At 69.2% G+C, this 23,776-nt stretch carries 20 protein-coding genes; 15 read left to right on the forward strand and 5 right to left on the reverse strand.

Translation table 11 applies throughout. From position 1 onward, the window contains the following. The first annotated feature begins 52 nt into the window (after positions 1-52). From fba to HWX31_RS14020, 5 genes are all read left to right on the forward strand, one after another. Entirely contained in the window at positions 53-1,117 is a 1,065-nt protein-coding gene (gene fba / locus HWX31_RS14000; protein ID WP_174963775.1) for a class II fructose-bisphosphate aldolase, read from the forward strand. 200 nt (positions 1,118-1,317) lie between these two features. Continuing rightward, positions 1,318-2,208 (forward strand): phosphoribosylaminoimidazolesuccinocarboxamide synthase, encoded by an 891-nt coding sequence (locus tag HWX31_RS14005; protein WP_059610457.1) that lies wholly within the window; start codon positions 1,318-1,320, stop codon positions 2,206-2,208. Between the two features lie 22 nt (positions 2,209-2,230). Beyond that, the gene (purE, locus tag HWX31_RS14010) at positions 2,231-2,752 is read left to right on the forward strand and encodes a 5-(carboxyamino)imidazole ribonucleotide mutase (RefSeq protein WP_006763511.1); all 522 of its coding nucleotides are present in this window, start codon (positions 2,231-2,233) and stop codon (positions 2,750-2,752) included. 103 nt (positions 2,753-2,855) lie between these two features. After that, positions 2,856-4,049 carry a 5-(carboxyamino)imidazole ribonucleotide synthase gene (locus HWX31_RS14015; protein WP_174963776.1) on the forward strand — a complete coding sequence of 398 codons (1,194 nt, stop codon included), beginning with the start codon at positions 2,856-2,858 and terminating at the stop codon, positions 4,047-4,049. A gap of 11 nt (positions 4,050-4,060) precedes the next feature. After that, positions 4,061-5,089, forward strand: a complete 1,029-nt coding sequence (locus HWX31_RS14020) for an L-threonylcarbamoyladenylate synthase (RefSeq protein WP_174963777.1) — start codon at positions 4,061-4,063, stop codon at positions 5,087-5,089. Positions 5,090-5,193: 104 nt separating this feature from the next. Here the strand turns inward: HWX31_RS14020 and HWX31_RS14025 are convergent, their stop codons facing one another. From HWX31_RS14025 to dacB, 3 genes are all read right to left on the reverse strand, one after another. Beyond that, a complete protein-coding gene (locus tag HWX31_RS14025; RefSeq protein ID WP_174963778.1) occupies positions 5,194-6,330 on the reverse strand; it encodes an SGNH/GDSL hydrolase family protein in 1,137 nt (378 codons plus the stop codon). Positions 6,331-6,425: 95 nt separating this feature from the next. Then, on the reverse strand, positions 6,426-7,337 hold the full coding sequence (locus tag HWX31_RS14030; protein ID WP_174963779.1) for a sterol desaturase family protein: 912 nt from the start codon (positions 7,335-7,337) through the stop codon (positions 6,426-6,428). A gap of 239 nt (positions 7,338-7,576) precedes the next feature. Then, complete coding sequence (gene dacB, locus HWX31_RS14035) at positions 7,577-9,097, reverse strand: D-alanyl-D-alanine carboxypeptidase/D-alanyl-D-alanine endopeptidase (RefSeq protein ID WP_174963780.1); 1,521 nt, start codon at positions 9,095-9,097, stop codon at positions 7,577-7,579. Positions 9,098-9,277: 180 nt separating this feature from the next. Here dacB and HWX31_RS14040 point away from each other — a divergent pair, with 180 nt between their 5' ends. From HWX31_RS14040 to HWX31_RS14065, 6 genes are all read left to right on the forward strand, one after another. Next, the gene (locus tag HWX31_RS14040; protein WP_047898916.1) at positions 9,278-9,940 is read left to right on the forward strand and encodes a response regulator; all 663 of its coding nucleotides are present in this window, start codon (positions 9,278-9,280) and stop codon (positions 9,938-9,940) included. Between the two features lie 3 nt (positions 9,941-9,943). Then, positions 9,944-11,290 carry an ATP-binding protein gene (locus tag HWX31_RS14045; RefSeq protein ID WP_059610451.1) on the forward strand — a complete coding sequence of 449 codons (1,347 nt, stop codon included), beginning with the start codon at positions 9,944-9,946 and terminating at the stop codon, positions 11,288-11,290. Between the two features lie 140 nt (positions 11,291-11,430). Next, positions 11,431-12,915 (forward strand): DegQ family serine endoprotease, encoded by a 1,485-nt coding sequence (locus HWX31_RS14050; protein WP_174963781.1) that lies wholly within the window; start codon positions 11,431-11,433, stop codon positions 12,913-12,915. A gap of 69 nt (positions 12,916-12,984) precedes the next feature. After that, positions 12,985-13,422: a carboxypeptidase-like regulatory domain-containing protein gene (locus HWX31_RS14055; RefSeq protein WP_174963782.1), complete on the forward strand. Its 438-nt coding sequence runs from the start codon at positions 12,985-12,987 to the stop codon at positions 13,420-13,422. Between the two features lie 144 nt (positions 13,423-13,566). Then, positions 13,567-13,926 carry a DUF427 domain-containing protein gene (locus HWX31_RS14060; protein ID WP_174963783.1) on the forward strand — a complete coding sequence of 120 codons (360 nt, stop codon included), beginning with the start codon at positions 13,567-13,569 and terminating at the stop codon, positions 13,924-13,926. Positions 13,927-13,953: 27 nt separating this feature from the next. Further along, positions 13,954-14,661, forward strand: a complete 708-nt coding sequence (locus HWX31_RS14065; RefSeq protein ID WP_059713856.1) for an SRPBCC family protein — start codon at positions 13,954-13,956, stop codon at positions 14,659-14,661. Positions 14,662-14,713: 52 nt separating this feature from the next. On the opposite strand, the gene HWX31_RS14070 is transcribed toward HWX31_RS14065, so the two are convergent. Next, the gene (locus HWX31_RS14070) at positions 14,714-15,718 is read right to left on the reverse strand and encodes a helix-turn-helix domain-containing protein (protein ID WP_174963784.1); all 1,005 of its coding nucleotides are present in this window, start codon (positions 15,716-15,718) and stop codon (positions 14,714-14,716) included. Positions 15,719-15,871: 153 nt separating this feature from the next. Between HWX31_RS14070 and HWX31_RS14075 the strand changes: the two genes are divergently transcribed. Beyond that, positions 15,872-16,525: a cysteine hydrolase family protein gene (locus tag HWX31_RS14075; protein ID WP_174963785.1), complete on the forward strand. Its 654-nt coding sequence runs from the start codon at positions 15,872-15,874 to the stop codon at positions 16,523-16,525. A gap of 34 nt (positions 16,526-16,559) precedes the next feature. Here HWX31_RS14075 and HWX31_RS14080 read toward each other — a convergent pair whose 3' ends face one another. Continuing rightward, positions 16,560-17,198 carry a TetR family transcriptional regulator gene (locus tag HWX31_RS14080; RefSeq protein WP_059610445.1) on the reverse strand — a complete coding sequence of 213 codons (639 nt, stop codon included), beginning with the start codon at positions 17,196-17,198 and terminating at the stop codon, positions 16,560-16,562. A gap of 401 nt (positions 17,199-17,599) precedes the next feature. Between HWX31_RS14080 and HWX31_RS14085 the strand changes: the two genes are divergently transcribed. From HWX31_RS14085 to HWX31_RS14095, 3 genes are read left to right on the forward strand one after another with little or no spacing between them, the layout of a single operon-like run. Then, positions 17,600-18,886 carry an efflux RND transporter periplasmic adaptor subunit gene (locus HWX31_RS14085; RefSeq protein ID WP_174963786.1) on the forward strand — a complete coding sequence of 429 codons (1,287 nt, stop codon included), beginning with the start codon at positions 17,600-17,602 and terminating at the stop codon, positions 18,884-18,886. A gap of 15 nt (positions 18,887-18,901) precedes the next feature. Beyond that, on the forward strand, positions 18,902-22,102 hold the full coding sequence (locus HWX31_RS14090; RefSeq protein ID WP_174963787.1) for an efflux RND transporter permease subunit: 3,201 nt from the start codon (positions 18,902-18,904) through the stop codon (positions 22,100-22,102). Next, positions 22,102-23,640, forward strand: a complete 1,539-nt coding sequence (locus HWX31_RS14095; RefSeq protein ID WP_174963788.1) for an efflux transporter outer membrane subunit — start codon at positions 22,102-22,104, stop codon at positions 23,638-23,640. The genes HWX31_RS14090 and HWX31_RS14095 overlap by 1 nt, the downstream gene beginning before the upstream one ends. The last annotated feature ends 136 nt before the right edge of the window (positions 23,641-23,776 follow it).

Here is a 23,776-nt window from a genome sequence, read left to right on the forward strand (position 1 = left end):
CAGACCGCGCCGGCGCTCAGGGCGCACCGGTTTTCATTCAAGGAGTTCCACAATGCCTCTCGTATCAATGCGTCAATTGCTGGACCACGCGGCAGAGCACGGCTACGGCCTGCCGGCCTTCAACGTGAACAACCTGGAGCAGGTGCAGGCGATCATGGCGGCGGCGGACCAGGTGGGCGCACCCGTGATCATGCAGGCATCGGCCGGCGCGCGTAAGTATGCGGGCGAGCCGTTCCTGCGCCACCTGATCGAAGCGGCGGTCGAGTCGTATCCGCACATCCCGGTCGTGATGCACCAGGACCACGGCCAGTCGCCGGCGGTCTGCATGGCGGCGATCCGCAGCGGCTTCACCAGCGTGATGATGGACGGTTCGCTCGAGGCGGACGGCAAGACGGTCGCATCGTACGAGTACAACGTCGACGTGTCGCGCAAGGTCGTCGAGATGGCGCATTCGATCGGGGTGACGGTCGAGGCGGAACTCGGCGTGCTCGGCTCGCTCGAGACGATGAAGGGCGACAAGGAAGACGGCCACGGCGCCGAGGGCACGATGACCCGCGAGCAGCTGCTGACCGATCCGGAGCAGGCTGCCGACTTCGTGAAGCTCACGCAGTGCGACGCGCTCGCGATCGCGATCGGCACGTCGCACGGCGCGTACAAGTTCTCGAAGAAGCCGACGGGCGACATCCTGTCGATCCAGCGCATCAAGGAAATCCACGCGCGCATCCCGAACACGCACCTCGTGATGCACGGCTCGTCGTCGGTGCCGCAGGAGCTGCTGGAAGAGATCCGCCAGTTCGGCGGCGACATGAAGGAAACCTACGGCGTGCCGGTCGAGGAAATCCAGGAAGGCATCAAGCACGGCGTGCGCAAGATCAACATCGACACCGACCTGCGTCTCGCGATCACCGGCGCGGTCCGCCGCTACCTGTTCGAGAACCCGGGCAAGTTCGATCCGCGCGACTACCTGAAGCCGGCGCGCGAAGCGGCGAAGAAGATCTGCGTCGACCGCTACCTCGCGTTCGGCTGCGAAGGCCAGGCCGGCAAGATCAAGCCGGTGTCGCTCGACAAGATCGCCGAGAAGTACAAGGCAGGCGAGCTCGCGCAGGTCGTGCGCTGAGACTGTAGTACGATCCGGGGCTGCCGGCCGGCGGATGTCCGCCGGCCGTGACCGTCCCGCCGGCCGAAAAAGGGCCGGCCGGCGCCGCCCGGGCCTTGCCGCCCGGCCGGCCGCCGACGAATCGCAAGACCGCCGTTCCCGCCAGCCGCGGGGAACGGCGTTTCCCTTTTTGTGTTTGGCTCCTTATCTGCGAAAAGACGATGTCTACCCTCTACGAATCCACGCTCCGCTCGCTGCCGCTCCTCGGGCGCGGCAAGGTCCGCGACAACTACGCGGTCGGCAACGACAAGCTCCTGATCGTCACGACCGACCGCCTGTCGGCATTCGACGTGATCATGGGCGAGCCGATTCCGAACAAGGGCCGCGTGCTGAACCAGATGGCGAACTTCTGGTTCGACAAGCTCGCGCACATCGTCCCGAACCACCTGACGGGCGACGCGCCGGAAGCGGTCGTCGCGGCCGACGAGGTCGAGCAGGTCAAGGGCCGCGGCGTGGTCGTCAAGCGCCTCGAGCCGATCCTCATCGAAGCCGTCGTGCGCGGCTACCTGGCCGGCAGCGGCTGGAAGGAATACCAGGAAAGCGGCGCCGTGTGCGGCGTCAAGCTGCCCGAAGGCCTGCAGAACGCGCAGAAGCTGCCCGAGCCGATCTTCACGCCGGCCGCGAAGGCCGAGATGGGCGAGCACGACGAGAACATCACGTTCGAGGAAACCGAGCGCCGCATCGGCACCGAGCTGGCCGCGACGATCCGCGACATCTCGATCCGCCTGTACAAGGAAGCGGCCGACTACGCGGCGACGCGCGGCATCATCATCGCCGACACGAAGTTCGAATTCGGCCTCGACAACCACGGCAAGCTGTACCTGATGGACGAAGTGCTGACGGCCGATTCGTCGCGCTTCTGGCCGGCCGACCAGTACCAGGTCGGCACCAACCCGCCGTCGTTCGACAAGCAGTTCGTGCGCGACTGGCTCGAGGCGCAGCCGTGGGGCAAGACGGCGCCGGCGCCGGCGCTGCCGGCCGACGTCGTCGAGAAGACGGCCGCGAAGTACCAGGAAGCGCTCGAGCGCATCACCGGCCAGCCGCTCGCCTGAGCTTCGACGAAAGGAACGCGCGATGAGTGAAGTCCAGACCGCCCACACGCACAGCGCGCCGCTCGTCGGCGTGCTGATGGGTTCGAGTTCCGACTGGGACGTGATGAAGCATGCGGTGGCCATCCTGCAGGAGTTCGGCGTGCCGTACGAGGCGAAGGTCGTGTCCGCGCACCGGATGCCCGACGAGATGTTCGACTATGCGGAGAAGGCGCGCGAGCGCGGCCTGCGCGCGATCATCGCCGGCGCGGGCGGCGCGGCGCACCTGCCGGGCATGCTCGCCGCGAAGACGACGGTGCCGGTGCTCGGCGTTCCGGTCGCGAGCAAGTACCTGAAGGGCGTCGATTCGCTGCACTCGATCGTGCAGATGCCGAAGGGCGTGCCGGTCGCGACCTTCGCGATCGGCGAGGCCGGCGCGGCGAACGCGGCGCTGTTCGCGGTGTCGATCCTGTCCGGCACGTCGGCCGACTACGCGAACCGGCTCGCCGCGTTCCGCGTGCGCCAGAACGAGGCCGCGCACGCGATGGTGCTGCCGCCGCTGGAATGAACGCAACGGGCCGCCCGGACCAGGGCTGCCCGGCAACCCGGCAGTCGAACCCGGATTGTCCTCACTGCGGCGGGCGCGCTGCCCGCCGTGACCGACCACTGACATGACCACTTCTCAATCCACTTCTCCGATCCTGCCCGGCGCCTGGCTTGGCATGGTCGGCGGCGGCCAGCTCGGCCGCATGTTCTGCTTCGCCGCGCAAGCGATGGGCTACCGCGTCGCCGTGCTCGATCCCGATCCGACGAGCCCCGCCGGCGCGGTCGCCGACCGCCACCTGCGCGCGGCGTACGACGACGAAGCCGCGCTTGGCGAACTGGCGGCGCTGTGCGACGCGGTATCGACCGAGTTCGAGAACGTCCCGGCCGCGAGCCTCGATTTCCTCGCGCGCACGACGTTCGTCGCGCCGGCCGGCCGCTGCGTCGCGGTCGCGCAGGACCGGATCGCGGAGAAGCGGTTCATCGAGGCGTCCGGCGTGCCGGTCGCGCCGCATGTGGTGATCGAATCGGCCGCGGCGCTCGCCGCGCTCGACGATGCGGCGCTCGACACGGTGCTGCCGGGCATCCTGAAGACCGCGCGGCTCGGCTACGACGGCAAGGGGCAGGTGCGGGTGAGCAGCGCGCAGGAAGTGCGCGACGCGCACGCGGCGCTCGGCGGCGTGCCGTGCGTGCTGGAAAAGCGCCTGCCGCTGAAGTACGAGGTGTCGGCGCTGATCGCGCGCGGCGCCGACGGCCGCTCGGCCGCGTTCCCGCTCGCGCAGAACACCCACCACGCGGGCATCCTGTCGCTGACGGTCGTGCCGGCGCCGGCCGCCGACGCCGCGCTCGTCGAGAAGGCGCAGCAGGCCGCGGTGCGGATCGCCGACACGCTCGGCTACGTCGGCGTGCTGTGCGTCGAATTCTTCGTGCTCGAAGACGGCTCGTTCGTCGCGAACGAGATGGCGCCGCGCCCGCACAATTCCGGCCACTACACGGTCGACGCGTGCGCGACGAGCCAGTTCGAGCAGCAGGTGCGCGCGATGACGCGCATGCCGCTCGGCAACCCGCGCCAGCATTCGCCGGCCGCGATGCTGAACATTCTCGGCGACGTGTGGTTCCCGGACGGCGCCGCGGGCGCGTCGGTCACGCCGCCGTGGGACCAGGTCGCCGCGATGCCGGCCGCGCATCTGCACCTGTACGGCAAGGAGGAGGCGCGCGTCGGCCGCAAGATGGGCCACGTGAACTTCACGGCCGCGACGCGCGACGACGCGCTCGGCGCGGCCACCGCGTGCGCGCAGCTGCTGCGCGTGCCGCTCGACTGAGTGCCGTGCCGATGTCCAGCGATCTTCCGAAGACCGTGACGCGCGCGCAGATCGACGCCGCCGCCGCGCTGCTCGATGCGGGCCAGCTCGTCGCGTTTCCGACCGAAACCGTCTACGGGCTCGGCGGCGACGCGGCCAATCCCGAGGCCGTCGCGCGCATCTATGCGGCGAAGGGCCGGCCGGCGAATCATCCGGTGATCGTGCACCTGCCGCCGGGCGGCGATCCGGGCTATTGGGTCGAAGCCTTGCCCGACGATGCGCGCAAGCTGATCGGCGCGTTCTGGCCCGGCCCGCTGACGCTGATCCTGAAGCGCCATCCGCGCATTCCGGACGCCGTGAGCGGCGGGCAGGACTCGGTCGGGCTGCGCTGCCCGTCGCACCCGGTCGCGCAGGCGCTGCTGGACGCGTTCAGCGCGCGGCGCGGCGGGCACGGCGGGGTGGCGGCGCCGTCCGCGAACCGCTTCGGGCACGTGAGCCCGACGACCGCGCAGCACGTGCGCGACGAGTTCGGCGACACGGTGCACGTGCTCGACGGCGGGCCGTCGGAAGTCGGCATCGAATCGACGATCCTCGACCTGTCGCGCGGCTTCCCGGCGCTGCTGCGCCCGGGTCATGTGAGCCCGCAGCAGATCGCCGACGTGCTCGGCCGCGCGCCGCGGCTGCCTGACGGCAGCGACGCGACCGCGCCGCGCGCGTCCGGCACGCTGAAGGCGCATTACGCGCCGCGCACGCCGCTCGCGCTGCTGCCGTTCGATCAACTGGAGCCGCTGCTCGCCGCCGCGCATGCGGCCGGCGAACGGGTCGCGCTGGTCGCGCGCGCATCGTGCGCGGGCCGCTGGGCGCAGGCCGCCGACGTGCATTTCATCGCCGCGCCGGAAGATCCGCAGGCGTATGCGCACGCGCTCTACGGGATGCTGCGTGCGCTCGACCGGGCGGACGTCGCGCGGATCCTCGTCGAGAAGCTGCCGGACACCGTCGAATGGATCGCGGTCAACGACCGGCTCGGCCGCGCGGCGGCCGCGTTCGAAGCGCAGGGGTAGGGACCGGAAGCGGTTGCCGCGGCGGCGCTCGCGGACGAGATGAAAAGAAAACGCCCGACCGGCGCGAACCGGTCGGGCGTTTTTTGTTGCGCGCCGCGTCGTGCTTACTTGCCGACGCCGGTCGATGCGATCTGCTGCTCGACGAACTGCGCGAACAGCGCGTGCAGGCGCGTCGTCGGGTGGACCGTGTCGGCGAACATGTAGGTCTGGTCCGCGTTCGCCGTCGTGTAGGTCTGCGGCGAGCAGAACAGCGACGAGCCGAAGGCCGTCGGTACCGGCGCGCCGAACTTCGTCGCAGCTGCCACCATCGCCTTCAGGTTGCACGCGGTGTCGGTGTTCGACACGGCGAAGCCGTTCGCCTGATAGTTGGCCGCGATGCCGTCCTGCCACGTGAACACATCGACCAGCTTGTACTTCGTCGGATCGACCTTCAGCGCGGCCAGCGTGCCGGCGAGCGTCTGGTTGAACAGCCCCGACAGCTGCGTGAAGGTCGCCTGCGTGCCGCCTTGCAGCGCGAGCGGCGTGCCGCCGATGTCCGGGATGTTCGACACGAACACGTGCGTGCCGCCCGCCGCGACGATCTGCTGGACGAGCCCGCCGAGCTGCTGCGCGGCCAGGCCGATCGCCTGCGCGGCCGCGAGTTGCGCGGCCGGCGTGTTGCCTTGCGCCTGCGCGACCTGCGCCTGATAGAAGATGTCGTTCGCGCCGCCGTTGATCAGCACGATCTGGCCCGCGTTGAAGCTGCCGTGCTGCGACAGGTACTGCTTGAGCTGGTCGGCGATCGGCGTCGTCGTCGCCTGAGCGAAGTCGGAATTCGGCACGCTCGCGTCCGCGTGGCCGATGCCCGGCTGCAGCGTGACGCGCGCGCCGCCCTGCGCATAGCCGAGGCCGCCGGTGGCCTGCAGCGGGATGCCGAAGCCGCCCTGGTTGGCGGGCTGCAGCGTGTCGCCGTAGTAATTCGCGACGTTCTGCGTCCAGACCTGCCCCGGGTTGGTCGTGAAGCGGCCGCCGCCGAAGCCGAGCAGGATCTGCGAATAGGTGCCGACGTCGGACAGGCTGTCGCCGAACGACACGATCTGCATCTTCACGCCGGACGGCGGCGTGGCGGACGCGTTGTTGTTGTTGTCGTCGCCGCCGCCGCATGCGGCGAGCAGCGCGAATGCGGCGCCTGCGATCGCAACCTGGGCGGTGCGCAGCAGGCGGTGCCGTGCGCGGGACGGTGCGGTTCGTTGTGGTTGCATCGATCGATCTCCTCGTAGATATGGCCTGATGTTTCGCATCTGCCGCATGCCCGCTCAGGTCCGGGTCGCGGCGGCCGTTGGCTGAAAGTTATTCTCTAGCGGTTCGCGCCCGCGGGCGGCACGGTGCGCGGATCGTCGTCGGTGGCGTCGGCAATCCGTGCATGATAAGCGCTCGCCCATTCGGGCGGCCCGAAAACCGCGCGCAGCTTGTCGCGCCACCCGGGCACGCGCCACGCGTCGGCGGCCATCGATCCCCACTCGTGGAACGTCGCGACGAGCGGATTGTTCGAGCCGAGCCGCTCGACGATTCCGTATCGGGGCGGGTCGGCCGGCGTCTCCTCGACGAAGCTGCCGAACAGCCGATCCCAGATCACGAGCACGCCCGCATAGTTGCGGTCGATGTAGCGCGGGTTGCGCGCATGGTGCGCGCGATGGATCGACGGCGTGTTGAACACGTACTCGATCCAGCCGAGCTTGCCGAACGCCTGCGTATGCACGAAGAACTGGAACGCGAGGTTGATCAGCACGATGCCGACGATCTGCTGCGGCGGGAAGCCGAGCAGCGCGAGCGGCAGCCAGAACGCCCACATGCCGGCGACCGGATACATCAGGCTCTGGCGCATCGCGGTCGAGAAATTCATCCGCTCGGACGAGTGGTGCACCACGTGCGCGGCCCACAGCCAGCGCACGCGGTGGCTCGCGCGATGGAACACGTAGTAGAGGAGATCCTGCGCGACGAACAGCACGGCGAACGACAGCCAGCCGTCCTGCCACGTGAAGAGGCGGTAATGCTGGTAGCAGTACGCGTACACGGGAATCACGAACAGCCATGCGACCTTGTCGGCGCCCTGGTGCATCAGCGCGAGCGCGGCGTTGCACAGCGTGTCCCGCCAGCCGTAGACGGCGTCCTGCGGGCGGGTGCGGGCGAAGTGCCAGGCCTCCCAGCCGATGCAGAGCAGGAAGACGGGCGCCAGCGCGAGCAGAAGCAATTCGACGTCGAATCGCATGGGCGTGTCTCCTCCTTCTTTCCCCTGCAAGTCTCGTGGCCGGGCAGTCGCCCGATTGTGAATATTGGTCAGGCGACAGCCTACGCAATCGGGTCGCGCTAGGCGAGAGGGGAGCGTAGAGGGTTCCCTCAGAGGACAGGGTTTCTACCGAAGCCGCGCCGTGCGGGGCTGCGCGGTGCGGCCCCGTTTTGTCGGCGCGGGTGGCCCGGGCGGCCGCGCGCCGGCCGCCGGCGCGGCCGTCAGCGCGCGCCCGCGTAGATCCATTCGAGCAGGCTGTCGTGCGCGGCGCGCGCGGCTTCCGCGTGCTCGTCGTTGATGAAGCTGACGACGACGTAGCCCTGGCCGTCCGCGCCCGCGACGTAGCCGGCGATCGCGCGCACGTCGCGCAGCGTGCCGGTCTTGATGTGCGCGTTGCCGAGCACGCCCGCGTTCGTGAGCCGGTTCTTCATCGTGCCGTCGATGCCGGCGATCGGCAGCGAATCGATGAACGCCTGCGCGACCGGGCTCGCGTTCGCGGCCTGCAGCAGTGCGGCGAGCGACTGCGCGCTCACGTGCTCGTCGCGCGACAGGCCCGAGCCGTTGTCGAGCACGAGCTCCGGCATCGCGATGCCGCTTTTCTGCAGGAACGCATGGATCACGCGGCTCGACTGCTCGGGCGTCGCGGGCGGCTTGCCGCTTTGCGCGCCGATCGTCAGGAACAGGTTGCGCGCCATCACGTTGTTGCTGAACTTGTTGATGTCGTAGACGACGCTGCCGAGCACCGGGCTGTGGTGCACGGCGACGGGCCGCGCGGTCGTCGGCACCTTGCCCTCGCTCACGGGGCCCGCGATGGTGCCGCCGTCCTGCTGCCACAGCGCGAGGAAGCCGCGCGCGAAGAACGTCGAGTGGTCGAGGATCGCGAGGTTGGTCGTGCGCGCGCCGCAGCGCAGCGGATAGTCGCCCGCGAACGATGCGGTCAGCATGCCGTCGCCCGCCGTCAGCGTCGGGCGTGCCGAGGCGGCTGCCGCGCCGCACGAGCCGTTGCCTTCGTAGAGCTGGTTGTCGATCGACAGGTTCGCGAGCGGCGGCAGCACGTCGATCGCGACCTTGCCGTCGTCGCCCGGCGTCAGCGTGAACGAGACGGCCTTGAACGCGTACAGCAGCGGGTCGGGGCCGACGTTGTACGGCGCGCTCGCGTCGTCGTCGAATGCCGGCAGGTCGCGCGTCGACGCTGCGAAATAGGTCTTGTCGAGCACGAGGCCGCCGCTCACGCGCTTGATGCCGGCCTTGCGGATCTTGTCGACGAGGTCGATCAGCTCCTCCGGCACGAGCTTCGGATCGCCGGTGCCCTTGATGTACAGGTTGCCTTGCAGCGTGCCGTCCGGGTCGAGCGTGCCGTCGGCATAGGCGGACGTGCGCCAGCGGAAGTCGGGGCCGAGGATCGACAGGCCCGAGAAGGTCGTGACGAGCTTCATCGTCGACGCCGGCAGCATCGGGCGGCTCGCGTTCCACGCGACGAGCGGCTCCGGATCGCCGACCCGCTCGACGACGACGCTGATTGCCGACGCGGGCACCTTCGCGCGCTGCAGCGCGACCAGCACGGACGGCGGCAGGCCGGCCGCGCGCGCGGCGGCGGACACGACGGGCGGCTTGTGCGGCTTCTTGCGGGCTTGCGCGGGCGGCGCGAAGGACAGGGTGGCGCAGGCGGCGAGGACGGCGGCGGCGCGCAGGCAGAGGCGGGCGCGGGGCGCGAACCGGGCGGCGAGGACGGAAATCGGCATGGACGAATACGGGAAAGCGGGTGCGTGAGCGAGGCGCGCGCGGCGCCAAAGCGCACATTGTAGAGACAAGTTGGGTCGGATCCGATGAAACCGCCGCGGTGCGGCGCACGATGCCGCGCACGCAATCCGCGGCGCTACAATGTTCGGCATGATTCACTCGTCCCACGGATGCCGACCCAGATGCGGATATTGCTTGTCGAAGACGACCGGATGATCGCCGAGGGCGTGCGCAAGGCGCTACGCTCGGACGGCTTCGCGGTCGACTGGGTGCAGGACGGCGACGCGGCGCTCACCGCGCTCGGCGGCGAGACGTACGACCTGCTGCTGCTCGATCTGGGCCTGCCGAAGCGCGACGGCATCGACGTGCTGCGCACGCTGCGCGCGCGCGGGCTGGCGCTGCCGGTGCTGATCGTCACCGCGCGCGACGCGATCGCCGATCGCGTGAAGGGGCTCGACGCGGGCGCCGACGACTACCTGGTCAAGCCGTTCGATCTCGACGAGCTGGGCGCGCGGATGCGCGCGCTGATCCGCCGCCAGGCGGGGCGCAGCGAGTCGCTGATCCGGCACGGCGCGCTGACGCTCGATCCCGCTTCGCACCAGGTGACGCTCGACGGCGCGCCCGTCGCGCTGTCGGCGCGCGAGTTCGCGCTGCTCGAGGCGCTGCTCGCGCGGCCCGGCGCGGTGCTGTCGAAGAGCCAGCTCGAGGAGAAGATGTACGGCTGGGGCGAGGAGATCGGCAGCAACACCGTCGAGGTCTATATCCACGCGCTGCGCAAGAAGCTCGGTTCGGACCTGATCCGCAACGTGCGCGGGCTCGGCTACATGGTCGTGAAGGAAAGCTGACGCGTGAGGTCGATCCGTCATCAATTGCTGATCTGGCTGCTGGCGATCGTCGTCGCCGGCGTGGGCCTCGCCGGCTGGCTGATCTACCGGCAGGCGCTCGCGGAGGCGAACGAGCTGTTCGACTACCAGCTGCAGGAGATCGCCGCGGCGCTGCCGTCCGAGCCGTTCTCGCAGGTGTTCGGCTCGCGCACCAACGGCGACGAAGGCATCGTGATCCAGATCTGGAACCGCAACGGCGTGCTGATGTACTTCTCGCATCCGCGCGCGCCGATCGCGCCGCGCGCCGAGCTCGGCTTCTCGACCGAGCGCACCGACCGCGGCGAATGGCGCGTGTACGGCGCGATCGTCGGCGACAACGTCGTGCAGCTCGCGCAGCCGGTGTCGGTGCGCAATCGGCTCGCGGCGAACGTCGCGCTGCGCACGCTGTGGCCGCTGATCGTGCTGCTGCCGTTCCTCGGCGCGGCCGTGTGGATGATCGTCGGGCGCGGGCTCGCGCCGCTGCGCCGCGTGACGCGCGCGGTCGAGGCGCGCCGGCCCGAGGCGCTCGATCCGCTGCCCGATGCGCCGCTGCCGCTCGAGGTGCAGCCGCTCGTGCATGCGCTGAACGGGCTGCTCGCGCGGCTGTCGTCGGCGCTCGACACGCAGAAGGCGTTCGTGGCCGACGCCGCGCACGAGCTGCGCACGCCGCTCGCTGCCGTGCAGATCCAGGCGCAGCTCGTCGGGCGCGCGAAGGACGACGCGTCGCGCCGTGAGGCGCTCGCCGACCTGCAGGACGGCGTCACGCGCGCGACGCGCCTCGCGGAACAGCTGCTCGCGCTCGCCCGCTCGGAACCGGACGGCGGGACGGTGCGCGAGGCGGTCGACCTGCAGGCGCTGCTCGCCGAATGCGCGGCCGCGCACGCGCCGCTCGCGCAGCGGCGCGGCATCGACCTCGGCTTCGAGGAGTCGCAGCCCGCGCGGGTCGTCGCCGATGTCGCCGCGCTGCGCGTGATGTTCGGCAACCTGCTCGACAACGCGGTCAAGTACACGCCCGACGGCGGCCGCATCGACGTGTCGCTGATGCGCGACGCGGCCGGCCGCGCGTGCGTGCAGATCGGCGACAGCGGCCCGGGCATCCCGGCCGACGAGCGCGAGCGCGTGTTCGACCGCTTCTACCGCGACAGCTCCGCGCGGGCCCGCACCGACGTGTCGGGCAGCGGGCTCGGCCTCGCGATCGTCAAGCGTGTTGCGGCGCAGCAGGGCGCGACGGTGACGCTCGGCGACGCGGCGGCGGGCGGCCTGCTCGTCAGCGTCGTGTTTCGCAATGCCGAGATGCCGGCCGAGGCGTCGCGTCAGTCCGAGCAAGTGTAAGGGAGCGGGGTTGGGCAGGATCGGCGCAGAAGTCTGTTCACGAGCGTTCCGGCGGTGGTTTAAGCCCGGTTTAAGGCTGATTAAGCCTCCTTTAAGTCAGGGTCGTTACGCTGCGCTGTAACAAAAGAGGAGGTCCTACGATGAACACCCGATTCCTTGCGCGCGGCGCTGTCGCCGTCGTGGTGGCGGCCGCGCTGTCCGCCGGCTATGTCGCGGGCACCCGGCGTGCCGAGCCGCAGATCATCACGCCCGCGCAGGCGGCCGCGCTGATGCCGGCCGAAGCGGCCGCGAAGACCGGCATCCCCGATTTCTCCGGGCTCGTCGAGACCTACGGCCCGGCGGTCGTGAACATCAGCGCGAAGCACGTGGTGAAGCAGACTGCGCGGCGCATGCAGCAGCCGCAGCTGCCGATCGACCCGAGCGACCCGTTCTACCAGTTCTTCAAGCACTTCTACGGCCAGATGCCCGGCATGGGCGGCGACGCGCAGCCGGACGAGCAGCCGAGCGCGAGCCTCGGCTCCGGATTCATCGTCAGCCCGGACGGCTATATCCTGACGAATGCGCACGTGATCGACGGCGCGAACGTCGTCACCGTGAAGCTGACCGACAAGCGCGAATACAAGGCGAAGGTCGTCGGCGCGGACAAGCAGTCCGACGTCGCGGTGCTGAAGATCGACGCGAGCGGGCTGCCGATCGTGAAGATCGGCGATCCGGCGCAGAGCAAGGTCGGCCAGTGGGTGGTCGCGATCGGCTCGCCGTACGGCTTCGACAACACGGTGACCTCCGGCATCATCAGCGCGAAGTCGCGCGCGCTGCCCGACGAGAACTACACGCCGTTCATCCAGACCGACGTGCCGGTCAACCCCGGCAACTCGGGCGGCCCGCTGTTCAACCTGAAGGGCGAAGTGATCGGCATCAACTCGATGATCTATTCGCAGACGGGCGGCTTCCAGGGCCTGTCGTTCGCGATCCCGATCAACGAGGCGATCAAGGTGAAGGACGAGCTCGTGAAGACGGGCCACGTGAGCCGCGGCCGCCTCGGCGTCGCGGTGCAGGGGCTGAACCAGACGCTGGCCAGCTCGTTCGGGCTGCCGAAGCCGGACGGCGCGCTCGTCAGCTCGGTCGACCCGAACGGCCCGGCCGCGAAGGCGGGCCTGCAGCCGGGCGACGTGATCCTGGCGGTCAACGGCATGCCGGTGGCCGACTCGACGACGCTGCCGTCACAGATCGCGAGCTTCAAGCCCGGCTCCAAGGCCGACCTGCAGATCTGGCGTGACAAGTCGAAGAAGACGGTCAGCGTGACGCTCGGCTCGATGGCCGACGCCAAGGTCGCGTCGAACGACGGCGGTCCGGTCGAACAGGGCCGGCTCGGCGTCGCGGTGCGGCCGCTGTCGCCGCAGGAGCGCAGCGCGACGCAGCTGTCGCACGGGCTGCTCGTCCAGCAGGCGGGCGGCCCGGCCGCCAGCGCGGGCATCCAGCCGGGCGACGTGATCCTCGCGGTGAACGGCCGGCCGGTCACGAGCCCCGAACAGCTGCGCGACGCGGTGAAGGGCGCCGGCAACAGCCTCGCGCTGCTGATCCAGCGCGACAATGCGCAGATCTTCGTGCCGGTCGACCTGAGCTGACCGGCACGCGCCGCCGGCCACCCGCCGGCGGCGCGAACAGGCCTCCGTTCCGACCCAAAGGAGAGTGCCATGCAACATCCACGCAGCATGTCCCGATTTGCGATCGCCGCGGCGCTGGCCGTCGGTGTCGCGGCCGGCGCCACCGGCGCATACGCGCAGTCGGACGGCCTGCCCGCCGCGCGTCAACAGGGCGACGTCACCTTCGTGTCCGGCGGCATCGGGCAGGACGAATCGACGGCGTTCCAGCGCAACGAAGCCGCGTGGCCGCTCGCGCTGCGCTTCACGGGTGCGGGCGGCGAGTTCCTGGCCGACGTCCACGTGCGGATCACCGACGCGAAGGGCGCCGAAGTGCTGAAGACCGACGCGCGCGGGCCGTACATGCTCGTGAAGCTGCCGCCGGGCCGCTACACGGTGCAAGCGTCGTACCAGGGCAAGGACGAGACGCACAGCGTCACGGTGGGCGCGAAGGGCGGCGCGAAGCAGGCGTTCACCTGGTCCGCGAAATAGCCTGCAATGTCCGGTTGATGGCGACAGTCGCACAATTCGTGCGACTTTCGCCGATAATGAAAGCCACGGCGCCCGCGCCGTGGCTTTTTTGCTTCTTGGTGCGCACCCCGGCCCGCCCGCCGGGCCGTCCGTAGGAGGAGATCGATGACCGCTGCAGCCGACCCTCGTCTCGAAATCGTGCCGAATCGCCATCGCGTGCGCGTGATTCATCGGGGGATTACGTACGCGGATACGCTCGGCGCGCTGACCGTGCGCGAGTCGGGCCTGCGGGACGTCTACTACCTGCCACGCGCCGACGTCAACATGAGCCGGCTCGTGCGGTCGCGCCTGACGACCGTCTGCGGGCTGAAGGGGCAAGCGACCTATTTCGATTTGCAGACGGAAGACGGCGTGATCGAAAACGCCGCATGGAGTTACGAGGAACCGAAGTCGGCGGCGCTGGCGCTTGCGCGCTATGTCGCCTTCGATGCCGCGCGGGTCGACAGTCTCGTCGAGACGTCCTGAGCGGCAAGTGTTCATCGGGGAGGCATCATGGAACTGAACGACGCATTACGCGTGCCGCTTGCGCCGTCGGTCGTCCGGGACGCACTGGAGGACATCGCGCTGCTGCGCGCGAGTTTTGACCATTGTGAATCGTTCGTCGAGCTGACGCGCGGCGAGTATGCGCTGACGCTGACCGTGCCGCTCGGCCCGCTGCGGGCGCGCTACGACGTGCGCGCGCATGTCGCGAGCGAGCAGGGCGATGCGGAGGGGCAGCCGCGCCGGACCCTGAACTTCAAGGCGCGCGCCGACGGCATCGGCGCGCTGCGCGGCCAGATCGAAATCGTGCTGTTGCCGGAGTCGGACGACGCGAACGCGACCCGCGTCGAATACGTGCTGTGGGCGACCGCGACCGGGCCGCTCGCCGAGCTGCCGACGCGGCAGATCGAGAACGCGCTGCACGAATGGGCCGACGACTTCTTCAGCGAGTTCTGCGCGGTGGTGCAGGCGAAGCACGGGCTTGCGCCGAACCGCGCGCGCACCACTGCGCATCGGCGCCAGCACGTGTTCCTGCGGCCCGCGTCGCTCGCGGGGACGGCGAAACGTCCGCCGCTGCAGCACCTCGGCGGCGCGCTGACCGGCCGGGCGGCCAGCGCGGTCCATCAACGCGCATCCTCTCCGGTGCCGGTCTGGGCGTGGGCGGCGATGATCGTGTTCGTCGCGCTGCTGCTCTACGCGGCGCGCTGGTTCAACGGCTGAGCGCGACCCCGCGCAGGCCGCATCCCGCTGGCCGCCGCGCATGCGGCGGCCATCATCTCGGCGCGTCCGCCGCCGTCCCCCGAAATTCCCGCCGATAGGCCGACGGCGACGTGCCGAGCGCGCTCGCGAAATGCTGGCGCAGCGACACGCTCGACCCGTAGCCGGCCGCCTGCGCGATCGCGTCGATCGATTGTCCGGTGGTTTCCAGCAGATGCTGCGCGCGCGCGAGCCGTTCGGCCTGCAGCCACGCGATCACGGTTGTGCCGGTCGCCTGACGGAAGTGCCGGGTGAACGTGCGGCGGCTCATCAGCACGCGCGCGGCGAGCGAGTCGACGCCGTGCGGCGCGTCGAGATGCGCGCGCACCCAGTCGAGCAGGCCCGCGAGCCGCGCGTCGCGCGGGTGCGCGGCGACGGGCTGCGGCACGTATTGCGCCTGCCCGCCCTGGCGGTGCGGCGGAATCACGAGGCGCCGCGCGATCCGGTTCGCAGCGTCGGCGCCGAAGCGGCGGCGCACCACGTGCAGGCAGCAGTCGAGCCCCGCGGCGGTGCCGGCCGACGTCATCAGGTTGCCGTCGTCGACGTACAGCACGTCGGGATCGAGCCGCACACGTGGAAAGCGCCGCGCGAAGTCGTCCGCCCACGCCCAGTGCGTGGTCGCCGGGCGATCGTCGAGCAGGCCGGCGGCCGCGAGCACGTATGCGCCGAGGCACAGCCCGACCAGCAGCGCGCCGCGCTCGGCGGCGGCGCGCACCGCGTCGAGCAGCACCGCCGGCGGCGTCTCGTCCGGGTCGCGCCAGCTCGGCACGATGACGATCTGCGCGTCGTCCAGCGCATCGAGCCCGAGCGGGGCCGAGATCGTGAAGCCGCCGGTCGTCGCGAGCGGGCCCCGGTCCGCCGAGCACACGCGGAAGTCGAACGCGGGCGTGTCGGCCGCGTCGCGCTCCTTGCCGAACACGACGGACGGGACCGACAGGTGGAACGGGCTGATGCCGTCGAACGCGATCGCGGCGACGACGGTGGGAGAAGAGACGGCGGGGGCGGCGGGGACGGCGGGCATGGCGGGCTCCGGAATGCGGATGGCCCGATTCTATCGAAGAATGGCAATCGGGCCGCTGTCAGGGCCGGCGCCGCGGTTCGACAATGCATCGCATCGCGCTGCCGACTGCGCCCGTTGCGGGGCGGGGCGGCGCGTCCGAACCAGGAGAACATCATGTCGAAGCCCGCTTCGAAGCCCGCCGGCCGCCGCGCCCTCATCGTGATCGACGTGCAGAACGAATACGTGACGGGCGACCTGCCGATCGAATACCCGCCCGTCGACACGTCGCTCGCGAACCTCGGCCGCGCGATCGATGCCGCGCACGCGGCCGGCGTGCCGGTGATCGTCGTCCAGCACGTCGCGCCGGCCGGCGCGCCGATCTTCGCGCCCGGCAGCGACGGCGTCGAACTGCATCCGGTGGTTGCGTCGCGGCCGTACGCGCACCGGATCGAGAAGTCGCTCGCGAGCGCGTTCGCGGGCACCGATCTCGCCGCATGGCTCGACGCGCACGGCATCGACACGCTCGCGGTGGCCGGCTACATGACGCACAACTGCAATGCGTCGACCGTATATCACGCGGCGCATGCGGGGCTGAACGTCGAGTATCTGGAGGATGCGACGGGCGCGGTGCCGTACGAGAACGCGGCCGGCGCGGCAAGCGCCGAGGAGATCCACCGCGCGTACACGGTGGTGTTCCAGTCGAACTTCGCGGCGGTGATGTCGACCGACGCATGGATCGCCGGGCTGGCGGGCGGCGCGATGCCGGCGCGCGAGTCGGTGTCCGCGTCGAACCGGCGGGCCCGCGCGCGCCGCGCGCAGGCCGCCTGACGGTGCCGCCGCGTGCGCCGGCGCGCGCAGCGCGTCAGTCGTCCTTCAGCATCGCCGGGCTGTAGCGCAGCATGTCGAAGCAGCCGTCGACGAGCTTTTCCGCGTGCTGCTCCGCGTCGATCTCGTCGGGGAGCATCAGCATGTCGCGCACGAAGCCGCTGACGAGCGTGTGCAGCATCAGCGTCGCGCGCCACGTGTCGAGCCGTTCGGGCAGCAACTTCAGTTGCACGGCCATCGCGAGATCGGCGTCGATCGCGTGCAGCGCGTCGCTCATGCCGGCGCGATTGCGCTGCAGCAGCGGCTCCAGGTCCGCCACGTACTCGCACTTCATGAACAGGATGCTGAACACCCGGCGCAGCTGCGAGTCGCGCTGGACGCCGAGCAGGCACCAGATCAGAATCTTGCGGACCTTGTCGAGCGGATTGCTGCCGGGCGCGTCGGCCGGCAACTTCTTCAGTTCGTCGATCGGCAGCAGGACGCGATCGAACATCGCGTCGAACAGCTCGCTCTTGTTCGCGAAATGCCAATAGATGGCGCCGCGCGTCACGCCGGCGTGATGCGCGATGTCCGCGAGCGACGTGTGCGACACGCCCTTCTCGAAGAACACATGTTCGGCGGCGTCGAGGATGCCGTTGCGGGTGGCAAGGGCTTCCTCCTTGGTGCGTCTGACCATATTCAGGCCTGGGGAGATCGATCGGTGGGCGAAACAATAAGGTTCGCATCCCTCGCCGTACCCGTGCAAACGGGCTATCCTAGCGACTCGTAACGATTCGTAATACCAGCGGTCGCGGCGGCGAGGGGTCTTTTTACATACATTCGTGAATGTATATACAATACCACCCTACGATCGAATGGCCAAAGGGGCAATCAGTTAATATCCCACACTGCTGATTCCCGCCAAAGCACTACCAGCCCGCAGTTCGGGGCGTCTTCGTCGGCACAGTGGTTCCGTGCCGCTTGCTGTATCTAGCAGTCCAGTAATTCAGGTGTTCGATCCGCGCCGCAAGGCGCATCCGTGTTGCGTCCGGGCCGGGCGCGACACTCATTCCATTGGTTACACACAGAGGTCGCTCCATGCGCGTCGAACGGGTTCCATACCGCTTAATCACTGTCGCGACGGCCGCCGTTTTCCTGGCCGCGTGCGGGAAAAAAGAATCGGCACCGCCGCCGCAAACGCCGGAAGTCGGCGTCGTCACCGTCCAGCCGGAAACCGTGCCGGTCTTCACCGAACTGCCGGGCCGCACCAACGCGTTCCTCGTTGCGCAGGTGCGCGCGCGGGTCGACGGCATCGTGCTGCGCCGTGAATTCACCGAAGGCACCGACGTCAAGGCCGGCCAGCGCCTCTACAAGATCGACCCGGCGCCGTACCTCGCGCAACTGAACAGCGCGAAGGCGTCGCTCGCGAAGGCGCAGGCGAACCTCGCGACGCAGAACGCACTGGTGGCGCGCTACAAGGTGCTGGTGGGCGCGAACGCGATCAGCAAGCAGGACTACGACAACGCGGTCGCCGCGCAAGGGCAGGCGGCGGCGGACGTCGCCGCCGGCAAGGCGGCGGTGGACACCGCGCAGATCAACCTCGGCTATACGGACGTGGTGTCGCCGATCACCGGCCGCGTCGGCATCTCGCAGGTCACGCCGGGTGCGTACGTGCAGGCGAGCCAGGCGACGCTGATGTCGACGGTGCAGCAGCTCGATCCGGTGTACGTGGACCTGACGCAGTCGAGCCTCGACGGGCTGAAGCTGCGCCAGGACGTGCAGAGCGGGCGGATCAAGACGAGCGGCCCGGGAGCGGCGAAGGTGTCGCTGATCCTGGAGGACGGCAAGACGTACTCGGAGCCGGGCAAGCTGCAGTTCTCGGACGTGACGGTGGATCAGGCGACGGGCTCGGTGACGATCCGCGCGATCTTCCCGAACCCGAACCGGGTGCTGCTGCCGGGGATGTTCGTGCGCGCGCGCATCGAGGAAGGCGTGAACGAGAACGCGTTCCTGGTGCCGCAGATCGGCGTCACGCATGACCAGAAGGGGCAGGCGGTCGCGCTGGTGGTGGGCGCGGACAACAAGGTCGCGCCGCGTCCGCTGACGACGACGGGCATGCAGGGGCAGAACTGGGTCGTCGAAGGCGGCCTGCAGGCGGGCGACCGGGTGATCGTGCAGGGCATCGACAAGGTGCGTCCGGGCGCGACCGTGAAGACCGTTGCGGCCCAGCTTGCGCAGGCGCAGGGCGCCGCAGCAGGGGCAGCAGCGCCGGCCGCCGCGCCGTCGTCGGGTTCGTCGCCCGCCGCGGCGTCGCCGGCCGCCTCGTCGGCTGCAGCGTCGGGCGCTGCCCCGGCGAGCGCTGCCGCCGCGTCGAGTGCTCATTAACAGGGAGCCTGTTTCATGGCAAAGTTTTTTATCGATCGCCCGATCTTTGCATGGGTGATCGCCATCATCCTGATGCTGGCCGGGGTCGCGGCGATCTTCACGCTGCCGATCGCGCAGTATCCGACGATCGCGCCGCCATCGATCCAGATCTCCGCGAACTACCCGGGCGCTTCCGCGAAGACGGTGGAAGACACGGTGACGCAGGTGATCGAGCAGCAGATGAGCGGTCTCGACAACTTCCTGTACATGTCGTCGACGAGTGACGACTCGGGCACGGCGACGATCACGCTGACGTTCGCGCCGGGCACCAACGCCGACATCGCGCAGGTCCAGGTGCAGAACAAGCTGTCGCTCGCGACGCCGATCCTGCCGCAGGTCGTGCAGCAGCTCGGCCTGTCGGTGACGAAGTCGAGCAGCAGCTTCCTGCTGGTGCTCGCCTTCACGTCCGAAGACGGCAGCATGAGCCGCTACGACCTCGCGAACTACGTCGCGTCGCACGTGAAGGACCCGATCAGCCGGCTCAACGGCGTCGGCACCGTCACGCTGTTCGGCTCGCAGTACGCGATGCGGATCTGGCTCGATCCGACCCGCCTGACCAACTACGGCCTCACGCCGGTCGACGTGACCAACGCGATCAGCGCGCAGAACGTGCAGGTCGCGGGCGGCCAGCTCGGCGGCACGCCGGCGAAGCCCGGCACGATGCTGCAGGCGACGATCACCGAGGCGACGCTGCTGCGCACGCCGGAGGAGTTCGGCAACATCCTGCTGAAGGTCAACCAGGACGGTTCGCAGGTTCGCCTGAAGGATGTCGGGCACGTCGCGCTCGGCGCGGAAAACTACAACTTCGACACCAAGTACAACGGCAAGCCGAGCGCGGCGCTGGGCATCCAGCTCGCGACCAACGCGAACGCGCTCGCGACCGCGAAGGCGGTGCGCCAGCAGGTGGACACGCTGTCGAAGTACTTCCCGCACGGCCTGTCGGTGTCGTATCCGTATGACACGACGCCGTTCGTGAAGCTGTCGATCGAGGAAGTGGTCAAGACGCTGCTCGAAGGCATCGTGCTGGTGTTCCTCGTGATGTACCTGTTCCTGCAGAACCTGCGGGCGACGATCATCCCGACGATCGCGGTGCCGGTGGTGCTGCTCGGCACGTTCGCGATCATGTCGATGGTGGGCTTCTCGATCAACACGCTGTCGATGTTCGGCCTCGTGCTCGCGATCGGCCTCCTGGTCGACGATGCGATCGTGGTGGTGGAGAACGTCGAGCGGGTGATGGCGGAGGAGGGGTTGTCGCCGAAGGAGGCGACCCGCAAGGCAATGGGCCAGATCACCGGCGCGCTGGTCGGCGTCGCGCTCGTGCTGTCGGCGGTGTTCGTGCCGGTGGCGTTCTCGGGCGGCTCGGTCGGCGCGATCTATCGTCAGTTCTCGCTGACGATCGTGTCGGCGATGGTGCTGTCGGTGCTCGTCGCGTTGATCCTGACGCCGGCGCTGTGCGCGACGATCCTCAAGCCGATCCCGCAGGGCCACCACGAGGAGAAGAAGGGCTTCTTCGGCTGGTTCAACCGCACGTTCAACCAGAGCCGCGACAAGTACCACGTCGGCGTGCACCACGTGATCAAGCGCTCGGGCCGCTGGCTCATCATCTATCTGGTCGTGATCGTCGCGGTCGGCCTGCTGTTCGTGCGCCTGCCGAAGTCGTTCCTGCCGGATGAGGACCAGGGCCTGATGTTCGTGATCGTGCAGACGCCGTCCGGCTCGACGCAGGAAACCACCGCGAAGACGCTCGCGAACATTTCCGACTACCTGCTGAACGACGAGAAGGAAATCGTCGAGTCCGCGTTCACGGTCAACGGCTTCAGCTTCGCGGGCCGCGGCCAGAACTCGGGTCTCGTGTTCGTCAGGCTGAAGGATTACGCGCAGCGTCAGCACGCGAACCAGAAGGTCCAGGCGCTGATCGGCCGGATGTTCGGGCGTTACTCGAAGTACAAGGACGCGCTGGTGATTCCGTTCAACCCGCCGTCGATTCCGGAACTCGGCACCGCCGCCGGCTTCGACTTCGAGCTGACGGACAACGCGGGCGTCGGCCACGACGCGCTGATGGCCGCGCGCAACCAGCTGCTGATGATGGCTTCGAAGGATCCGACGCTGCAGGGCGTGCGTCCGAACGGCCTGAACGATACGCCGCAGTACAAGGTGGACATCGACCGCGAGAAGGCGAACGCACTCGGCGTGACGGCGGATGCGATCGACCAGACGTTCTCGATCGCGTGGGCGTCGAAGTACGTGAACAACTTCCTCGACACGGACGGCCGGATCAAGAAGGTGTACGTACAGTCCGACGCGCCGTTCCGGATGACGCCGGAAGACATGAACGTCTGGTACGTGCGCAACGGCGCGGGCGGGATGGTGCCGTTCGGCGCGTTCGCGACCGGCCACTGGACCTACGGCTCGCCGAAGCTCGAGCGCTACAACGGCATCTCGGCGATGGAAATCCAGGGCCAGGCCGCACCGGGCAAGTCGACCGGCCAGGCGATGGCGGCGATGGAAGCGCTCGCGAAGAAGCTGCCGGAAGGCGTCGGCTACTCGTGGACGGGGCTGTCGTACCAGGAAATCCAGTCGGGCTCGCAGGCGCCGATCCTGTATGCGATCTCGATCCTCGTCGTGTTCCTGTGTCTCGCGGCGCTGTATGAAAGCTGGTCGATTCCGTTCTCGGTGATCATGGTCGTGCCGCTCGGCGTGATCGGCGCGCTGCTCGCGGCGACGCTGCGCGGCCTCGAGAACGACGTGTTCTTCCAGGTCGGCCTGCTGACCACGGTGGGCCTGTCCGCGAAGAACGCGATCCTGATCGTCGAGTTCGCGCGCGAGCTGCAGGTAACGGAGAAGATGGGGCCGATCGAGGCCGCGCTGGAAGCGGCGCGCCTGCGGCTGCGTCCGATCCTGATGACGTCGCTCGCGTTCATTCTCGGCGTGATGCCGCTCGCGATCAGCAACGGCGCGGGCTCGGCGAGCCAGCACGCGATCGGTACCGGCGTGATCGGCGGGATGATCACCGCGACGTTCCTCGCGATCTTCATGATCCCGATGTTCTTCGTGAAGATCCGCGCGATCTTCAGCGGCGAGAAGGAAGACGTCGACGAGGCGCTGCGTCTTGCGCAGGATCACATGCACCAGGCGGAGAAGGGCGACCACGGCGACGACGAGAAGAAGGGGCAGTGATGATGCAAAAACATGCTTTGACTGCAAGCGCGGTCGCACTGGCCGCCGCGCTCTTCGCCACGGGCTGCACGATGGCGCCGCATTACAAGCGGCCCGATGCGCCCGTTTCGCAGGCGTTCCCGTCCGGCGGCGTCTATGCGACGCAGCCGGCCGCGGCGGCCGGCGCGCGCAGCGCGAACGGCCAGGCGGCGACCGACATCGGCTGGCGCGAGTTCTTCGTCGATCCGCGCCTGCAGCGGCTGATCGACATCGCGCTGAAGAACAACCGCGACCTGCGGGTCGCGGTGCTGAACATCGCGGCCGCGCGCGCGCAGTACCAGATCACGCGCGCGGACCTGTTCCCGAAGCTCGACGCGGTGGGCACCGGCAATCGCCAGCGGCTGCCGAACGCGCTGACGGCCATCCCGGGGCGCAACATCTCGACGACCTACAACGTCGGGCTGCAGGCGTCGTGGGAGCTCGACCTGTTCGGCCGGATCCAGAGCCTGAAGGACCAGGCGCTCGCGAAATACCTCGCGACCGCGCAGGCCCGCAAGGCGTCGGAGATCGCGCTGGTCGCGCAGGTTGCGGACCAGTACCTGACGGTGCTGTCGACCGACGACCTGCTGAAGGTGACGGAAAACACGCTGAAATCCGCGCAGGCGTCGTACGACCTGACGAAGCTGAAGTTCGACAACGGCACCGGCTCGGAGCTCGACCTGCGCCAGGCGCAGACGATCGTCGAAACGGCGCTCGCGAACCAGCAGGCGCAGGCGCGTGCGCGTGCGCAGGCGGTGAACGCGCTGGTGCTGCTGATCGGCGAGCCGCTGCCGGACGACCTGCCGGCGGGCATGCCGCTCGACGCGCAGAATTTCCTGACCGACATCCCGGCCGGGTTGCCGTCGGATCTGCTGACGCGTCGTCCGGACATCATGGAAGCCGAGCAGAACCTGCTCGCGGCGAATGCGAACATCGGCGCGGCACGGGCGGCGTTCTTCCCGCGCATCTCGCTGACGGGCGCGTTCGGCACCGCGAGCCCGACGCTCGGCGGGCTGTTCAAGGCCGGCACCGCGGCGTGGTCGTTCGCGCCGCAGATCGCGATGCCGATCTTCGAGGGCGGCGCGAACCTCGCCAATCTCGATCTCGCGAACGTGCAGAAGCGCATCGAGATCGCGAACTACGAGAAGGCGATCCAGTCGGCGTTCCGCGAAGTGGCGGACGGCCTCGCTGCGCGCGGCACGTACGACCAGCAGATCGCCGCGCTGCAGCGCAACGAGCACGCGCAGCAGCGTCGCTACGACCTGTCGGACCTGCGCTACAAGAACGGCGTCGACAGCTACCTGTCGGTGCTGACCGCGCAGACCGACCTGTATGCGGCGCAGCAGTCGCTGATCAACGCGCGGCTCGCACGGTGGACGAACCTCGTCGACCTGTATCGCTCGCTGGGCGGCGGATGGATCGAGCGGGCCGGCGAGACGCCGCGCCCGGCCGACCAGCCGGTCGACTACGGCAAGGCGGCCGCGCCTGCACCGGCGTCGGCCGCTGCGGCGAAGGGCTGAGCGCCGCCGGTCGTCGCGATGCATGGCGGGCAACCGCCGGCATCGAGCCGGCGGGCGTTGCGTGCGTGACGCAACCAGGATACGCACGCAACGCTCCGCAAATGACAACGCCACGGATGAGAATCCGTGGCGTTGC

The sequence above is a fragment of the Burkholderia ubonensis genome (genome assembly GCF_902833085.1).
In the GTDB taxonomy this organism is placed as follows: Bacteria; Pseudomonadota; Gammaproteobacteria; order Burkholderiales; family Burkholderiaceae; genus Burkholderia; species Burkholderia ubonensis.

Excerpts from the sequence above, each read along its gene's own strand:
- HWX31_RS14070 (WP_174963784.1), bottom strand. The coding sequence starts at position 15,718 with ATGCCCGCCGTCCCCGCCGCCCCCGCCGTCTCTTCTCCCACCGTCGTC.
- HWX31_RS14025 (WP_174963778.1), bottom strand. The coding sequence starts at position 6,330 with ATGCAACCACAACGAACCGCACCGTCCCGCGCACGGCACCGCCTGCTG.
- HWX31_RS14050 (WP_174963781.1), top strand. The coding sequence starts at position 11,431 with ATGAACACCCGATTCCTTGCGCGCGGCGCTGTCGCCGTCGTGGTGGCG.
- dacB (WP_174963780.1), bottom strand. The coding sequence starts at position 9,097 with ATGCCGATTTCCGTCCTCGCCGCCCGGTTCGCGCCCCGCGCCCGCCTC.
- HWX31_RS14015 (WP_174963776.1), top strand. The coding sequence starts at position 2,856 with ATGACCACTTCTCAATCCACTTCTCCGATCCTGCCCGGCGCCTGGCTT.
- HWX31_RS14080 (WP_059610445.1), bottom strand. The coding sequence starts at position 17,198 with ATGGTCAGACGCACCAAGGAGGAAGCCCTTGCCACCCGCAACGGCATC.
- HWX31_RS14040 (WP_047898916.1), top strand. The coding sequence starts at position 9,278 with ATGCGGATATTGCTTGTCGAAGACGACCGGATGATCGCCGAGGGCGTG.
- HWX31_RS14065 (WP_059713856.1), top strand. The coding sequence starts at position 13,954 with ATGGAACTGAACGACGCATTACGCGTGCCGCTTGCGCCGTCGGTCGTC.
- HWX31_RS14075 (WP_174963785.1), top strand. The coding sequence starts at position 15,872 with ATGTCGAAGCCCGCTTCGAAGCCCGCCGGCCGCCGCGCCCTCATCGTG.
- HWX31_RS14060 (WP_174963783.1), top strand. The coding sequence starts at position 13,567 with ATGACCGCTGCAGCCGACCCTCGTCTCGAAATCGTGCCGAATCGCCAT.
- HWX31_RS14030 (WP_174963779.1), bottom strand. The coding sequence starts at position 7,337 with ATGCGATTCGACGTCGAATTGCTTCTGCTCGCGCTGGCGCCCGTCTTC.
- HWX31_RS14020 (WP_174963777.1), top strand. The coding sequence starts at position 4,061 with ATGTCCAGCGATCTTCCGAAGACCGTGACGCGCGCGCAGATCGACGCC.
- fba (WP_174963775.1), top strand. The coding sequence starts at position 53 with ATGCCTCTCGTATCAATGCGTCAATTGCTGGACCACGCGGCAGAGCAC.
- HWX31_RS14090 (WP_174963787.1), top strand. The coding sequence starts at position 18,902 with ATGGCAAAGTTTTTTATCGATCGCCCGATCTTTGCATGGGTGATCGCC.
- HWX31_RS14055 (WP_174963782.1), top strand. The coding sequence starts at position 12,985 with ATGCAACATCCACGCAGCATGTCCCGATTTGCGATCGCCGCGGCGCTG.
- HWX31_RS14005 (WP_059610457.1), top strand. The coding sequence starts at position 1,318 with ATGTCTACCCTCTACGAATCCACGCTCCGCTCGCTGCCGCTCCTCGGG.
- HWX31_RS14095 (WP_174963788.1), top strand. The coding sequence starts at position 22,102 with ATGATGCAAAAACATGCTTTGACTGCAAGCGCGGTCGCACTGGCCGCC.
- purE (WP_006763511.1), top strand. The coding sequence starts at position 2,231 with ATGAGTGAAGTCCAGACCGCCCACACGCACAGCGCGCCGCTCGTCGGC.
- HWX31_RS14085 (WP_174963786.1), top strand. The coding sequence starts at position 17,600 with ATGCGCGTCGAACGGGTTCCATACCGCTTAATCACTGTCGCGACGGCC.